General features: G+C 55.7%; 14 protein-coding genes. 6 read left to right on the top strand and 8 right to left on the bottom strand.

Going from position 1 to position 15,689, the window contains the following annotated elements:
* Positions 1-11 precede the first annotated feature (11 nt).
* A complete protein-coding gene (gene fliW, locus ACQY5R_RS00620) occupies positions 12-455 on the top strand; it encodes a flagellar assembly protein FliW (RefSeq protein ID WP_428603312.1) in 444 nt (147 codons plus the stop codon).
* Positions 456-460: 5 nt separating this feature from the next.
* Here the strand turns inward: fliW and ACQY5R_RS00615 are convergent, their stop codons facing one another.
* Genes ACQY5R_RS00615 through ACQY5R_RS00605 form a run of 3 tightly spaced genes read right to left on the bottom strand, consistent with a single transcriptional unit; the run spans position 461 to position 2,279 of the window.
* Positions 461-1,186: a UDP-2,3-diacylglucosamine diphosphatase gene (locus tag ACQY5R_RS00615; RefSeq protein ID WP_428603311.1), complete on the bottom strand. Its 726-nt coding sequence runs from the start codon at positions 1,184-1,186 to the stop codon at positions 461-463.
* A 14-nt stretch (positions 1,187-1,200) separates the two neighbouring features.
* Positions 1,201-1,689, bottom strand: coding sequence for a peptidylprolyl isomerase (locus ACQY5R_RS00610; protein ID WP_428603309.1), 489 nt, complete (start codon positions 1,687-1,689; stop codon positions 1,201-1,203).
* A 17-nt stretch (positions 1,690-1,706) separates the two neighbouring features.
* Positions 1,707-2,279 carry a peptidylprolyl isomerase gene (locus tag ACQY5R_RS00605; RefSeq protein WP_428603307.1) on the bottom strand — a complete coding sequence of 191 codons (573 nt, stop codon included), beginning with the start codon at positions 2,277-2,279 and terminating at the stop codon, positions 1,707-1,709.
* 237 nt (positions 2,280-2,516) lie between these two features.
* On the opposite strand from ACQY5R_RS00605, the gene cysS reads away from it, so the two are divergent.
* Positions 2,517-3,899 (top strand): cysteine--tRNA ligase, encoded by a 1,383-nt coding sequence (gene cysS, locus ACQY5R_RS00600; protein WP_428603306.1) that lies wholly within the window; start codon positions 2,517-2,519, stop codon positions 3,897-3,899.
* 90 nt (positions 3,900-3,989) lie between these two features.
* On the opposite strand, the gene ACQY5R_RS00595 is transcribed toward cysS, so the two are convergent.
* Together ACQY5R_RS00595 and ettA are read right to left on the bottom strand one after the other, a co-directional pair.
* Positions 3,990-4,862 carry an ATP-binding protein gene (locus tag ACQY5R_RS00595; RefSeq protein WP_428603304.1) on the bottom strand — a complete coding sequence of 291 codons (873 nt, stop codon included), beginning with the start codon at positions 4,860-4,862 and terminating at the stop codon, positions 3,990-3,992.
* Positions 4,863-5,041: 179 nt separating this feature from the next.
* Positions 5,042-6,709: an energy-dependent translational throttle protein EttA gene (ettA, locus tag ACQY5R_RS00590; protein WP_428603302.1), complete on the bottom strand. Its 1,668-nt coding sequence runs from the start codon at positions 6,707-6,709 to the stop codon at positions 5,042-5,044.
* A gap of 461 nt (positions 6,710-7,170) precedes the next feature.
* Here ettA and ACQY5R_RS00585 point away from each other — a divergent pair, with 461 nt between their 5' ends.
* On the top strand, positions 7,171-7,527 hold the full coding sequence (locus tag ACQY5R_RS00585) for a hypothetical protein (RefSeq protein WP_428603300.1): 357 nt from the start codon (positions 7,171-7,173) through the stop codon (positions 7,525-7,527).
* Positions 7,527-7,817, top strand: coding sequence for a hypothetical protein (locus ACQY5R_RS00580; RefSeq protein ID WP_428603298.1), 291 nt, complete (start codon positions 7,527-7,529; stop codon positions 7,815-7,817). Before ACQY5R_RS00585 ends, ACQY5R_RS00580 begins: the two co-directional genes overlap by 1 nt.
* 30 nt (positions 7,818-7,847) lie before the next feature.
* On the opposite strand, the gene ACQY5R_RS00575 is transcribed toward ACQY5R_RS00580, so the two are convergent.
* From ACQY5R_RS00575 to ACQY5R_RS00565, 3 genes are all read right to left on the bottom strand, one after another.
* Positions 7,848-9,257, bottom strand: coding sequence for a dihydrolipoyl dehydrogenase (locus ACQY5R_RS00575; protein ID WP_428603296.1), 1,410 nt, complete (start codon positions 9,255-9,257; stop codon positions 7,848-7,850).
* A gap of 177 nt (positions 9,258-9,434) precedes the next feature.
* Positions 9,435-11,795, bottom strand: coding sequence for a phosphoenolpyruvate synthase (gene ppsA / locus ACQY5R_RS00570; RefSeq protein ID WP_428603294.1), 2,361 nt, complete (start codon positions 11,793-11,795; stop codon positions 9,435-9,437).
* A 36-nt stretch (positions 11,796-11,831) separates the two neighbouring features.
* Complete coding sequence (locus ACQY5R_RS00565; protein WP_428603292.1) at positions 11,832-12,431, bottom strand: hypothetical protein; 600 nt, start codon at positions 12,429-12,431, stop codon at positions 11,832-11,834.
* A 395-nt stretch (positions 12,432-12,826) separates the two neighbouring features.
* Here ACQY5R_RS00565 and htpG point away from each other — a divergent pair, with 395 nt between their 5' ends.
* Together htpG and adk are read left to right on the top strand one after the other, a co-directional pair.
* Positions 12,827-14,734 (top strand): molecular chaperone HtpG, encoded by a 1,908-nt coding sequence (htpG, locus tag ACQY5R_RS00560; protein ID WP_428603290.1) that lies wholly within the window; start codon positions 12,827-12,829, stop codon positions 14,732-14,734.
* A 226-nt stretch (positions 14,735-14,960) separates the two neighbouring features.
* Positions 14,961-15,614, top strand: coding sequence for an adenylate kinase (gene adk, locus ACQY5R_RS00555; protein ID WP_428603288.1), 654 nt, complete (start codon positions 14,961-14,963; stop codon positions 15,612-15,614).
* The last annotated feature ends 75 nt before the right edge of the window (positions 15,615-15,689 follow it).

Genomic DNA, 15,689 nt, shown 5'->3' with positions numbered 1-15,689 from the left:
TTGGAGCTGCTGTGAAAATAGAAAGTACCGCTTTTGGGGCGCAATTCAGTGACCCAGAAACCCGTATCCTGTTTCCTCTGGGCATTCCCGGTTTTGAAGAGAACCGCACTTTTCAACTGTTTCACCAGGACGCCGGAGATGTGGTGGGCTATCTGCAATCGCTGGATGATCCCGATCTCGCTTTTTCCGTATTTGCGCCGGAAAGCCTCAATATTTTCTACGAATTTCCTCTGACCGACGATGAGTTGGCGCTCTTGAAGCTGGAGCGGGCTGAGGATGTGGTGCTGCTATTGATCGCCTACAGGGGGCTCGCAGGAGAGGATTCTCCAGAGCAGCAGGCTGCCAAAGTGAATGTGAATTTCATGGCACCGTTGGTGATCAACTCCCAAACACGCTTGGGCCTGCAGAAAGTGCTGTATCGGACTGAGCGTCAAATTACTATCAAAGCCAGTTAAACCGGTCAGGAAAAGGTCTGCTGCTGGATGTGTCCATCCTGAATGCTCAGATATGATCCGCTCTGCTCGTGCCAGTCTTCCAGCACATACCGTTGTGCCGGTGACTCGTCCAGTTTGAACTCATGTAGCGCAGGTCGGTGGGTGTGGCCGTGGATCAGTCTGTTAACCTTATGCTTCCGCATATAGTTTTCGACGGTTTGCTGATTTACATCCATGATATCGGCGGATTTGAGAGAAACCACTTCACCGCTACGCCGGCGGTATTCCGCGGCGAGCTGGACCCGCTCCTCAAGCGTTCGTGAGACAAAGTCCTGGATAAATGCCGGACTGCGCAGCAACTGGCGGGCCTGTTGATACTCGGTATCATCGCTGCACAACAGATCGCCATGCATCAGCAGCGTGGGCTGGCCCCCGAGATCGGTCACGTAGGGATCAGGTAAAAGGATACCCCCCGTTGCCTGGGCAAACTGTTCGCCCAGCAGAAAGTCCCGATTGCCGTGCATCACAAAGAGCTTGCAACCTCTATCGGTCAGCTGGCGTAAAGCCTGTATGGTCTCCGGTGCGGGGGGGCGCGTGTTGTCGTCACCTATCCAGGCATCAAACAGATCACCGAGGATATACAGCTCGTTGGCCTGGCAGGCCTGTTCCTGCAAAAAACGCAGGAACAGGGCCACGGTGGCGGGTCGCTGATGGGATAAGTGGAGATCAGAGATAAGCAGGGTTGCCGGCATGCTGTGTCGTCCGCTTATTCGCTGATGGTGGCCTCTTCAATGATCAGGTCTTCGACCGGTACGTCCTGGTGCCCGCTGCGCATGGTGGTATCAACGGTTTTCATCTGGTTAACCACGTCCATACCCTCGACCACTTTGCCGAAGACGCAGTAACCCCAGCCGTCCTGACCCGGATAGTCGAGAAACTTGTTGTCCGCCACATTGATAAAGAATTGGGCTGAGGCGGAGTGGGGGTCCATGGTACGGGCCATGGCGATGGAGCCCACAACGTTGCTCAGCCCATTCTTGGCTTCGTTTTCAATGGGTGCGCGCGTGCTTTTTTCGGCCATGCCGACCTCAAAACCACCGCCCTGAATCATGAAATTGTTGATGACGCGGTGAAAAATGGTGCCGTTATAAAAGCCATCTTTTACATACTGAGCAAAGTTGGCGCTGGTAATCGGTGCCTTCTCTTCATCCAGTTCTATTACAATGTCGCCGAGATTGGTTTTAAGCGTGATCATGTGCTGGCTTCCTCTGTTTAGTTGCTAATACGGGTGACGCTTTCGATCTTGACCGGGGTGACCGGCACATTTTGCATGCCCATCTTGGTGGTGGTTGATACGTCCGCAATGCGATCGACAGTATCCATCCCTTTTGTCACCCGGCCGAATACCGCATATCCCCAGCCGTCAAAGCTGGGATAGTCAAGATTGTCATTGTCCTGGTGGTTGATGAAAAACTGTGAAGTAGCGGAGTGCGGGGCATTGGTTCTGGCCATGGCGATGGTGCCACGGGCGTTGGACAGACGGCTTTTTGCCTCATTTTGGATGGGGGCATGGCCGCGCTTTTGATCCAGGTCCGGCGTGAAACCGCCACCCTGGATCATAAAACCGTTGATGACCCGGTGGAAGATAGTGCCGTTGTAGAAGCCCTCATCCACATAACGAAGAAAATTCTCCACGGTGATCGGCGCCTTGTCGCCATCCAACTCCAGTTCAATCTCTCCCAGGCTGGTTTTCATCAGCACGCGCACGCTATCTGCGTTGGCCTGTGAGGTGATGCCCAATAACATGACCAGCGGTAACAAGAGTGAAAAAAGGCGTCTGTTCATTGTCGGTGCTCGCTTAGTTAGAGTGATTAGGGAGCTATCGGGTGATAGTGCGTAAACGCTTAATGATATAGGTTACCGGCTTCGGGAAAAACCCCGGAAATGCCTCGCTTCTCTATCCGCCCCCTTTGTTGCCCGGACGCTTTCGTTTACTATGCGCGGGTGTTGCACCTTAGGGAACGGTATTTTGGCTTAATCCATCACCGTATCGCCTAACCAAGATGAGCTGTCGGAGTCGTTATGCTGAAGATCTACAACGATCTTACCAATCAGAAGCAGGCATTTGTGCCGTTGGAACCGGGAAAAGTCCGGATGTATGTTTGTGGCATGACGGTTTACGATCTCTGCCACCTGGGACATGCCCGGGTAATGGTCGTGTTTGATGTCGTTTACCGCTACCTGAAGGCGCAGGGGTTCGATGTCACCTATATCCGCAATATCACCGATATCGATGACAAAATCATCAACCGTGCCAACGAGAATGGTGAGCCCTTTGGTGATTTGACTGCGCGTTTCATCCAGGCAATGCATGACGATGCCGCCGCGCTGGGTATCTTGCCACCCGATAGTGAACCGCGTGCGACGAGCCACATTGCCGAGATCATCGCCATGATTGAGCGGTTGGTGGCCAATGGTCACGCTTATGTGGCGGATAATCAGGATGTCTATTATTCGGTCGGCAGCTTTGCGGAGTATGGCAAGTTGTCGGGCAAGACGCTGGAGGATCTGCAAGCGGGTGCGCGGGTTGAAGTGGCTGACCAGAAACGTGATCCCCTCGATTTCGTCCTTTGGAAATCCGCTAAACCGGGAGAGCCAGCCTGGGAGTCACCCTGGGGGGGCGGGCGTCCTGGCTGGCATATTGAGTGTTCGGCGATGTCCACTTGCTGCCTGGGTGACACCTTCGATATCCATGGTGGTGGTGCCGATCTCACTTTCCCGCATCACGAGAACGAGATCGCTCAGTCCGAGGGGGCGACCGGCAAGCCATTCGTCAACTACTGGATGCATAACGGCTTTGTCCGCATCAATGATGAAAAGATGTCCAAGTCTTTGGGCAATTTCTTTACCGTCAGGGAGATTCTCGCCCGCTATCAGGCAGAAGAGGTGCGCTATTTTATCCTCACCAGCCAGTACCGTAGCCCGCTCAATTATGATGATGAACATCTCGACAATGCGCGTGGTGCATTGACCCGTTTCTACACTGCCATGCGCGGGTTACCGGTTGCCGAGGCGGCGGGCGGGGAAGCCTACACGGAGCGTTTCCATGCGGCCATGGATGATGACTTCAATACGCCAGAGGCGTTGGCTGTGCTGTTTGACCTGGTGCGGGAGATCAACCGGGTGCGCGCGGAGGATAGCGGCCGAGCCGCCGCCCTGGCGGCTGAACTGCGCCGGCTGGGCGGGATATTAGGCATTCTGCAGGATGATCCGGAACGCTACCTGCGTGGCGGCGATACCGATAGCGGGTTGAGCGATGAACAGATTGAAACGTTGATCCAGCAGCGCCAGACAGCCAAGACAGAGAAAAACTGGGCCGATGCGGACCGTATCAGGGATGAGTTGAAGGCCCAGGGTGTGGTACTGGAAGACAGTCCGCAGGGGACGACCTGGCGGCGTGGCTAGCCCTGGTAGGGTGGGCACGTTGTTTGTGTCCACGCGGATGCCCCATACCAGATGACAGCGTGGGCACAGAAGACGTGCCCAGGCTTCGTGCTAATCTGCGGCGGTAGGCCGTTCGGCCGGCAGGCGGCCGGCCCAATCGCGGGCGAACTGCAGCGCCACCCGACCGCTTCTTGATCCCCGCTTCAGGGCAAAGCGTAGTGCTTCCAGTCGGGTCTGTTCGTCAGTGGTGGTCTCGGCTCCCAAGTGGCTTAGCCAGTGGTCCACGATGGACAGGTATTGGTCCTGACTAAACGGATAGAAGGAGAGCCAGAGGCCGAAGCGTTCGGAGAGGGAGATCTTCTCTTCAACACTTTCGTTTTGGTGTATCTCACCCTCTACGATATGCACGTCCTGATTCTCCTGTTTGAATTCAGGCAGTAGGTGGCGTCGGTTGGACGTGGCATAGATCAGAACATTTTCCGGTGGCGCCGAGATCGATCCGTCGAGGATCGCCTTGAGGGATTTGTAGCTGGCGTCATCCGCTTCAAAGGAGAGATCGTCACAATAGAGCAGGAACCGCTCAGGCCGGTCCTGGATCTGCTCCACAATGGCCGGGAGGTCGATCAAGTCCTGTTTCTCCACTTCGATCAGACGCAATCCCCGGTCGGCAAACTCGTTCAGTAGTGCCTTAATCAATGAGGACTTTCCGGTTCCGCGAGAACCCCAGAGCAGGGTGTTGTTGGCGCTACGCCCCTCAACAAATTGGCGGGTATTGCGGGTGATCTCGGCCTTGGCCAGGTCGACGCAGAGGATGTCGTCCAGTTGTACTTTGTGTGGCCGGGCAATCGCCTGTAGTCCCTTGCCCTGTTGCCAACGATAGGCGATACAACTCCAATTCGGTTCCTGGGCGGCCGGAGAGAAGACCTTTTCCAACCGCTCGATCAGTTGTTGTGCCCGTTGCAGAAGTTGCTCAGTCTGGTCCATGGGGTGATCCGTGTGAAATAGTACGCATACAAACAGGCTTTCGCCGTAGGATGCCGGTGAGCTTGCGAACCGCATCGTAGTCTAAGTGGAAACGACGCATGCCGCGATGCGGTTCGTTTACTCACCGCATCCTACAGATTTTTCATATTGTATCGATACGACACCGTTGTTATCGCAGTTCATCGGTTCAGCGGCTTGTACTTGATGCGGTGTGGTTGGTCCGCTTCGGCTCCGAGACGCCGTTTCCGGTCCGCTTCGTAATCGGCATAGTTGCCTTCGAACCAGGTGACGCATGAGTCGCCTTCAAAGGCCAGGATATGGGTTGCAATACGGTCCAGGAACCAGCGGTCATGTGAGATCACCACCACGCAGCCGGGGAAGGTGAGCAGCGCCTCTTCCAGAGCCCGCAGGGTCTCCACGTCCAGGTCATTGGTCGGTTCGTCGAGCAGTAGTACGTTGCCGCCCTGCTGCAGGGTCTTGGCCAGGTGCACACGGTTGCGTTCGCCGCCGGAGAGGTCGCCGATGCGCTTCTGCTGGTCGGTGCCCTTGAAGTTAAAGCGGCTGGCATAGGCGCGGGAATTGAGCTCGTAGCGACCGATAGTAATGATGTCGGCACCACCGGAGAGTTCCTCCCAGACGGTATGGTTATCATCCAGGGCTTCGCGTGACTGCTCCACCGAGGAGATCTTCACCGTTTCGCCGATGCGCAACTCGCCGCCGTCGGGTTGCTCCTGACCGGTCAGCAGGCGGAACAGGGTGGTCTTGCCGGCGCCGTTGGGGCCGATGATGCCGACGATGCCGCCCTTGGGCAGGTTGAAGGAGAGGTCGCTGTAGAGCAGCTTATCGCCGAACGCCTTGCTCAGCCCCTTGGCCTCAATCACCAGATCACCCAGCCGTTCGCCGGGTGGGATATAGATCTCGTTGGTTTCATTGCGCTTCTGGAACTCCTGGCTCTGCAGTTCATCGAAGCGCTGCAGGCGTGCCTTGCTCTTGGCGTGGCGCCCTTTGGGGTTGGAACGGACCCACTCCAGCTCGTGCTTCATGCTCTTGATGCGGGCGGCCTCCTGTTTCTGTTCCATCTCCAAACGCTGCTCCTTCTGCTCCAACCAGGAGCTGTAGTTGCCCTCCCAGGGGATGCCATGACCGCGATCCAGCTCCAGGATCCAGCCGGCCACGTTGTCCAGGAAGTAGCGATCGTGGGTGACCGCCACCACCGTACCGGGGTAGTCATGCAGGAAGCGCTCCAGCCAGGCCACCGACTCGGCGTCCAAGTGGTTGGTGGGCTCATCCAGCAGCAACATGTCGGGTTTGGAGAGCAGCAGCTTGCACAGCGCCACGCGGCGCCGCTCGCCACCGGAGAGTTTGGTGACGTCGGCGTCCCAGGGCGGCAGGCGCAGGGCGTCGGCCGCGATCTCCAGGGTACGCTCCAAATTGTGGCCATCTTTGGCGTTGATCAGGTCTTCCAGTTTTGCCTGCTTGGTGGCTAGGGCATCGAAGTCCGCGTCGGGCTCCGCATAGGCGGCGTAAACCTTGTCCAGCTCAGCCAACGCTTCCACCACGTCACCCAGTGCCTCTTCGACATTGCCGCGTACATCCTTGGCCGGATCGAGCTGCGGTTCCTGTGGCAGATAACCGACGTGGATACCGGGTTGTGGGCGCGCTTCGCCTTCAATGTCGGTATCGATACCGGCCATGATGCGCAGCAGCGTGGATTTACCCGCGCCGTTCAGTCCCAATACGCCGATCTTGGCACCGGGAAAAAATGACAGGGAGATGTCGCGAAGGATTACCCGTTTCGGCGGAACCACTTTACCGACACGGTTCATAGTATAAATGTACTGGGCCATAACCTTTCTTTAATTTGAGAGTGAGTACAGGGAAGCGGGCGGGTGGAGAAATAAATCTCGCGCACCGGCTAGCCGATTCACTGGGAGATGAAAACGATGGCTATTGTGGCACATTTGCCCGTTTCCCTCATCTGCCTTTCTGTTGGGCATGGAACAGGTGGTTGACGAGTTTGAAAAGTCGATTGCCGGGGTAGGGATAGAGGCTGAACAGAGCCGGGATGAGAAAAAACGATCCATCGAATCGGCGCAGAGCGCGTGGAGTGGCCAAGAATCAGCGTTCATATCACGCTGATAATTCCCAATACGGTGATGGCAAAGGCATAGACGGCGATAAATGCCGCTATTCTGCCCAAACTGATCCGCTCTGTTTTATACTGCCCAGCTGGAAACACGACTTTGCCTCCCCTGAGTAAGCGATGACAGCGGGAGCCAATCCACAGGTAGCGGTGAAAGACGAATAGATGATGAAGCGACAGATTACAAGGGCAGGGTTAATACTCTTGCTGGGAAGCGGCTTAGCGGGCTGTTCAGCCCATCCTGGGGCCGGTGATTGGGCCGCGGTGGATGCCGGACAAACGCCATTTTCCAAGGTGCTGGTCCATTTCGAAGGACGCGCAGAGCTGTTTGATTCGAAAAGCGGTGCAGAAAGTCATCACTGTTTTTGGGGGGGCAAGAGCGCCACGGAGATACAACTCGATTGCACCACTCCCCAGGATACCGAGACACGCATCCACTTTTCTCTGAATGTCGATAAAGAGGGGAGTGCCAAGCTGATAAAGGATGGCGCGGTGATTGGTCTGTACAAGAGGATGCCGTGATGTGGTTACGTCTGTGTCTTTTGGGGCTCTGTCTACTGATTTCGGGCCAATCCATGGCCGATTCGGAGATGGCGATACGGGCTCCCCGTCTGCATGATCTTTATTGCAAATCCTGCCATACCGCTACGCGCTATCTGCTGGACGACCGAAAGATTCACACCCAAGCGATGCTGCGCCGCCATGTGGCCGGTTATCGGGGCAAGGTGGCTCCGGTATCGGAGGCCGAGATTATCGGTATTGCCGATTATCTTTGGGAGTCATACTACAAAGATGCACCGGGCGCCGAGTAGGCGGGGACCTTCCTGTCCCCCACCAAGCGGTTACGGTAGCGGCTTTAGTTCCACAATCGGTCCACTGTTTTTGGTCTCGACCTTGGCGTAGAGGTCATAGAGTGCCGCTTGCAGTGCCTCTTCAATGACCGGGTGATAGAACGGCATGCGTAGCAGGTCACCGACTGTCAGCTCCTGTTCGATGCACCAAGCCAGCAGATGGGCCAGGTTCTCGCCCTTGGTGCAGATCATTTCGCTGCCCAGCAGCTTGCCGCTGGTCTTGTCGGCATAAACCCGGATGATCCCTTTGTTCTTGCCCATGATCAGGGCCCGTCCCACCGGGGCCAGGTTGACTTCACCGATAGCGGTTTGCTCAAGATCTAACTCCGACCAGCGCTTGCCTATATTGCAGATATTCGGATCGACGAAGTTGATGGCCAACGGGGTTTTGCGTTGAAACGCCTGAATTTGGTCGCTACAGGCATTGTGTCCGGCAATCCGACCCTCGTCGCCGGCCTCGTGCAGCAGTGGGCGTTCGGCGTTCACATCGCCGGCCAGGAAGACATGGCTGTCCCCAATCTGCATGGTTTGCGTGTTATAGGTAGGGATGGTGTGGACACCCAGGTCAATGCCGGCGTTTTCAATCTGCAGATTGTCCAGGTTGGGGCGACGTCCCAGACTGGCCAGCACCTTATCGACCAGGACACTCTGTTCGCCCGCTGTGACACGCAGTTTGTCTCCCTCTTCGGTCACCTCGGCGGTCTGTCCGAGGTGGAGCGGGAAATCTCGCCCGATTATCTCTATGGCCGTTTTGGCCACCGCCGGGTCATCCAGGCCGCCGATGGTTTCAAGCTGGTCAAAACCGGTCACCTCGACGCCTAACCTGGCCATTGATTGACCGATCTCCAGCCCAATCACGCCCAGGCCGACCACGGCCAACGATTCCGGCAGCTCTTCCAGCTCGAATAGGGTGTCGGTGGTCAGGATACGTTCGCTGAACGCCATCCACGGCTTCGGTACGATGGGGCGCGATCCGGTGGCGATGATGATATTGGCCGCGCGAATACGGGTTTCATTGACTTCCAGCAGATTGGGTTCCAGAAAGCGGGCATAGCCTTCGATGAATACATCATCACCCATGTGGGCCGTACTGTTGCTGATGACCCGGTCGACAAAGGTATCGCGCAGGTCCTGGACGTGGCCCATGGCCTCTTCGCCATCCAGGGTGAGCGATTTGTGGCCTTCCACTCCGTAGCGGCCGAGTATGCCGCAGCGATGGAAGTCTTCGGCCAGCTGAATCAGGGCCTTGGAGGGCATACAGCCGACCCGGGCACAGGTGGTTCCCTGTGCGCCGCCATTGATCAGGACAAAACTTTTTCCGGCGGCCTTGACTCGACCCAGGGCATAGAGTCCGGCACTGCCGGAGCCGATAATGGCGACATCAACATTTTTCTCTTCCACTGCATACACTCCCGTTTGTCGGCTATCGGGTCTCTGCCCGTTGAAAAATTCGCCCCATTGTAAACACTGCGGCGGAGATTCAAAGCCATAAAAATTTTATGGATTGCCAAATGAAAGGCAAAAAAAAACCGGGCGATTATGGCGCCCGGTTTTTTCCAAACTGTTTAGGTGATCCGGTTAAGTTTGTTGCCCGGCCATGAACAGCCAAGTGTCTATGACGGTGTCCGGGTTCAGGGAAACGCTGCTGATACCCTGTTCCAGTAGCCATTTGGCGAGGTCCGGGTGATCGGAGGGGCCCTGACCACAGATGCCGACATATTTGCCCTGGGCGCGACAGGTGGAGATGGCCATACTGAGCATCTTCATTACCGCCGGGTCCCGCTCGTCAAAACTGTGGGCGATCAGGCTGGAGTCCCTGTCCAAGCCCAGGGTGAGCTGGGTCATGTCGTTGGAGCCGATGGAGAAGCCGTCAAAATATTCCAGGAATTCCTCGGCCAAAACTGCATTGGAGGGGAGTTCGCACATCATGATCAGGCGTAGACCATTTTCACCCCGCTTCAAACCGTTTGCCTCCAGGGCCTCTACCACTCCCCTGGCTTCATCCAGGGTGCGGACGAAGGGAATCATGATCTCGACGTTCTTGAAGCCCATCTCCTCGCGCACGTATTTCAGGGCCTTACACTCCATCTCCCAACAGGGGGCGAAGCTCTTGGAGATGTAACGGGAGGCACCACGGAAGCCGATCATCGGGTTTTCCTCTTCCGGCTCATAGCGTGGGCCACCGATCAGATTGGCGTATTCATTGGACTTGAAGTCAGACATACGCACGATCACCGGGCCGGGAAAGGCGGCGGCCAGGGTGGAAACACCCTCGACGATCTTGCTGACGTAGAAATCGGTCGGGCTCTTGTAGGCGGCGATACGCGGTGTGATCTCCGCTTTCAGCTCTTCCGGCAGTTCGTCAAACTCAAGCAGCGCCTGGGGGTGAATGCCAATCATGTTGTTGATGACAAACTCCAATCGTGCCAGACCGATACCGGCGTTGGGAATGCCAGCGAAATCAAAGGCGCGATCCGGGTTACCCACATTCATCATGATCTTGGTGGGGATCTCCGGCATGGCATCCAGTTCGATGGTCTTGTACTCGAAATCGAGTTTGCCGTCATAGATAAAGCCGGTATCGCCTTCGGCACAAGAGACGGTAACCTCTTGTCCGTTCTCGATATGTTGCGTGGCGTCATTACAACCGACCACTGCCGGCACGCCCAATTCGCGCGCGATAATAGCGGCGTGGCAGGTGCGTCCGCCTCGGTTGGTGACGATGGCGGCGGCGCGCTTCATGATCGGTTCCCAGTCCGGGTCGGTCATGTCGGTGACCAGTACGTCTCCCGGTTGCACATGGTCCATGTCATCCAGACTCATGACCACCTTGGCGGTACCGGCGCCGATACGGGAACCGATGGAACGTCCTTCCGCCAGCACGGGGCCTTTGGCTTTCAGTTCATAGCGTTCCATGATGTTGCCGCTACGGCTCTGTACGGTCTCGGGCCGCGCCTGCACGATATAGAGTCGTCCATCGATACCGTCCCGTGCCCACTCGATGTCCATGGGACGCTGATAGTGCTTTTCGATGGTAACGGCTTGGCGTGCCAACTCTTCCGCTTCCGCATCGGTGATGGAAAACAGATGGCGGTCGGCCTCATCCACGTCAATGATCTTAACGGGGCTGCTGCCACCGGGGTTGTAGACCATCTTGATCGCCTTCCCGCCCACGTTGCGGCGGATAACGGCGGGGCGGCCAGCTTCCAGGGTGGGTTTGTGCACATAAAATTCGTCGGGATTGACCGCGCCCTGTACCACCATTTCGCCCAAACCGTAGCTGGACGTGATGAACACTGCATCCCGGAAACCGGATTCGGTATCGAGGGTGAACATAACACCGGAAGCCCCGATATCTGAACGGATCATCTTCTGAACACCGGCAGAGAGAGCGACCAGGGAGTGCTCGAAACCCTGGTGTTCCCGGTAGGCGATGGCCCGGTCGTTGAACAGGGAAGCAAACACTTCGTGGATCTGGCGCTTGATATTGTCCAGCCCGGAGACATTCAGGAAGGTCTCTTGCTGGCCGGCGAAGGAGGCGTCAGGCAGGTCTTCCGCGGTAGCTGAGGAGCGTACGGCCCAGGTTACTTCGTTACCGTACTCTTTGATCAGGTCGGTGTAGGCTTCATCGATGGCTGCATCCAGGGCTGGCTGGAAGGGGGTATCCATGATCCACCGGCGAATCTGGCTGCCGGTTTCGGCCAGCGCCTTCACATTGTCTACATCCAGCTTATCCAACGCTTCATTAATACGGTCGGCCAGGCCGTCGGTGGCCAGGTATTCCCGATAGGCGTAGGCTGTGGTGGCGAAACCACCAGGTACCTGTACGCCCAAATTGGACAGGTTCTGGATCATTTCGCCCAGGGAGGCATTCTTTCCGCCGACATGTTCGACATCGTCCATCCCCAGTTCACTCAGCCATTGGACATAGTTGTTCATGATCTTCCTCGGTAAATTGCTGCAAACATAAAATCTTTAGAGCGTCGTCGTGCGCCGGTTGATCGTCTTGATCCATACCAGTTCGCAAGCCCCGTTGCCCGTATCATCCCGGGTCAAAGAGCTGACCCAGTGCCAGCCATCGGGTGCGTCGGCACGGATCAGATAGCCATCCAGGTGGATAATGTCACCTTCCCGCACCGACCTTAACTCGGCTTCGACAGATGAATCTGCCGGCACCATGTGCATATTTGCCGAGTGGCGCGAGATAGCCTGTATTGGGATCGGCAATCTCGCGGCGGACCAGTGATAGAAGCGGCCACTCTGACTGATTGATATCTGGGAAAGCACGGCGCTATCGGACATGGGGCCCCAGCCCAGTGCCAGATCAACAGGTGAAAGATCCGCCTCTCTACCCAGGCTATAACGCTCAGTACCCAGTACTCTGGCCTCAAGACTGAATTCAGCCAGTGGTGTCACCCGGTAGCCGTTGAGGGTAAAGGGTGCGGCAGTGCCAATGTCCCGCTGAATGGGGGCGTCTGTAACCAGCACTCCCGGATCATGTTCGACGGAGCGAGTGTTGTAGGTCGCATAGGCGCCATAGGCGATCACAACGACGAAAAGCAGACGCTTAAGCATGGCAATCTTGGACCGGCGTTTTGTCGGGTACAGTGCCGTTCTTCAGTGGTTGGCGCCAGGGCGTCGATCTGTGGTCGATTTCCGGATATTCACAGTATCAAAACGCTACTCGCTTCAGGTGGGGCTGAAGTGTACGGATTTTGTCATATTTTGCAAACAAATTGGGGTGTCCGGGGTAGCGATATCGAAATGTCGGACGGGTATGTGGAATTCCGCTTGCGGAATTTAATTAATGCCTTAGCTGGGATGACCAGGCATCTTTGGCGGTGGGGTTGAAATTCATCAGTTGACCCTCACTATCAGTCGATGGCTAATTTCCCTGTGGTTTTTAGGGGGTTAGTGTGGATAACGGAGCAAGTTGAATTACCTGAAACATTATCGGAGGCGGCAACACCATGACAGTCGATGCGCATAAAGAGACGTTGGAATTTCAGGCAGAAGTGAGCCAGGTACTGAACCTGGTAATCCGCTCTCTGTACAGTAATAAGGAGATCTTCCTGCGGGAATTGGTATCCAATGCGTCTGATGCGGCGGAGAAGCTTCGGTTCGAGGCACTGACGGATGATGCACTCTACGAAGAGGACCCGAATCTGAAAATCCGGATCTCGATCGATAAGGAACGCAGAACCGTCACCATTGAAGATAACGGCATCGGCATGAGCCGTCAGGAGGTGACCGAAACCATCGGCACCATCGCCAGTTCGGGCACCAAGAAGTTCCTTGAGGCGCTGGGCAGCAAGGGTGATGACGCCGCAAGCCAGAGCCAGCTCATCGGCCAGTTTGGCGTCGGCTTTTATTCCGCCTTTATCGTGGCCGACAGGGTGACCCTGGAGACCCGTCGTGCCGGATTGGGAGCGGAGCACGGCGTGCGCTGGGAATCCACCGGCGAAGGGGCCTACAGCATTGAGACGATTGAAAAGTCGGGTCGTGGTACCACGATCACCCTGCATCTTAATGAAGAGGAGAATGAATTTCTCGAAGGCTACCGTTTGCGGAGCATTATCAGCAAGTTCTCCGACCATATCTCTATACCGATCGAGATGCTCAAGGAGCACTTCGGCACAGAAGAGGAAGAGAAGGCGCCGGAGCCCGAGTGGGAGCAAGTCAACAAGGGTACCGCTTTATGGATGCGCAACAAGGCGGATATCAGCCAAGAAGAATATAACGAGTTTTATAAACATATCGCCCACGATTTTGAAGATCCCCTGGATCAGGTTCACAACCGGGTTGAGGGAACCAACGAATACACGTCGCTGATGTATATCCCCGGGCGGGCGCCCTTCGATCTTTGGGAACGGGACCAGAAGCATGGGGTGAAGCTCTATGTACGCCGGGTCTTCATTATGGATGAAGCCGAGAAGCTGATGCCGCACTATCTGCGCTTTGTAAAGGGTGTGGTGGATTCCGATGACCTGCCGCTGAATGTTTCCCGTGAACTGCTGCAGCATGACAAAAAGATCGACAGCATCCGTACCGCCAGTACCAAGCGGGTACTGGGTCTGTTGGAGAAGATGGCCAAGGATGACGTTGAGAAGTACCAGAAATTCTGGAAAGAGTTCGGGCGGGTCATGAAGGAGGGGCCGGCAGAGGATTTTGCCAACAAGGAGAAGATTGCCGGACTGCTGCGCTTTGCCTCCACCAAATCAGAGGGTAAGGACGAGATCGTCTCGCTGGATCAGTATCTGGAACGGATGCAAGAGAAGCAGGAGAAGATTTACTACATTACTGCTGACAGTTATGCCGCCGCCCGCCACAGTCCCCACCTGGAGGTATTTAATACCAAGGATGTGGAGGTGCTGTTGCTGACCGACCGAGTCGACGAGTGGTTGGTTTCCCATCTGAATGAGTACAAGGGCAAACCGCTACAGTCCGTGGCCAAAGGTCAACTGGATCTGGGTGACATGGAAGATAAGGAGGCAATGGAAAAAGAGGCTGAAGAACACAAGGGGCTGTTGGAGCGGGTCAAGACGGTACTGGGCGAAGATGTGAAAGAGGTTAGAGTCAGCAGTCGTCTGACCGAGTCTCCGGCCTGTCTGGTCGCTGATGAACATGATATGGGCGCCAACCTGCAGCGGGTGCTGAAGCAACTGGGCCAGGATGCCCCGCAGACCAAGCCGATCCTGGAGCTGAATCTGAAACACCCGTTGGTCGAGAAGATGGATCAGGAGCCCGATGAAGACCGTTTTGCCGATCTTTCCCGCGTCCTGTTCGATCAGGCAACACTCGCCGAAGGCGGGCAGTTGGATGATCCGGCGGCCTTTGTGCACCGGCTCAATAAGCTGATGCTAAGTTTGTCGGCTTAACTCGCGCCGTTATCTGAATAAAAAATCCGCGACGGTTTATACCGCCGCGGGTTTTTTATTGTGCATTATTTGGCCATTTGGTAGGGTTTGTTATTCTTATGTGCAAGTGCAACATAAGCCTTTTATATTCATATATTTGCATACTCGAATGGTGATTGGGGATGGCCTGTGTCAGACTCCGGGCCATTCAATAAAGTGATTATCAAGAAACCGAGGAGTATTTTTAATGCGAGTGATTCTGCTAGGAGGTCCCGGCGCGGGAAAAGGCACCCAGGCCAACTATATCAAGGAACGGTATAACATCCCCCAAATCTCTACCGGCGATATGTTGCGTGCCCATGTGAAGGCTGGGAGTGAATTGGGCAAGGCGGCCAAGAAGATTATGGATGAGGGGGGGCTGGTTTCTGACGATATCATTATGGGTATGGTGAAAGAGCGGATTACCGAAGCCGACTGCGAGAACGGTTTCCTGTTCGATGGTTTTCCCCGCACTATCCCCCAGGCAGAAGCGCTTAGAGATGTCGGCGTAATGGTGGATGCGGTGGTAGAAATTGACGTCCCGGATGAAGAGATCATCAAGCGTATGTCCGGTCGCCGCGTACATCTTGCTTCCGGTCGTACCTATCACGTCACGTTTAATCCGCCCAAGGAAGCGGGTAAGGACGATGTTACCGGTGAGCCGCTGATCCAACGCGATGACGATCAGGAAGAGACAGTAAAGGCGCGTCTTAAGGTCTATCATGACCAGACCGAGCCGCTGATCGATTTCTACTCCAGTTGGGCCGCAAGCGGACAGAGTGGTGCGCCGGTACATCACAAGATTGCCGGAGTCGGCAGCGTGGACCAGATTCGCGACAGTATCTTTGCCGCGTTGGGCTGATTGGCTCACCTACTTCACGAAAAAGCCGGGTATGCCCGGCTTTTTTTATGAGCGGGTAAAATTCGTATTCATTAG

Source organism: Sedimenticola sp. (genome assembly GCF_050289425.1).
Classification (GTDB): Bacteria; Pseudomonadota; Gammaproteobacteria; order Chromatiales; family Chromatiaceae; genus Sedimenticola.
This window is presented reverse-complemented; position numbering and strand designations above follow the sequence as displayed.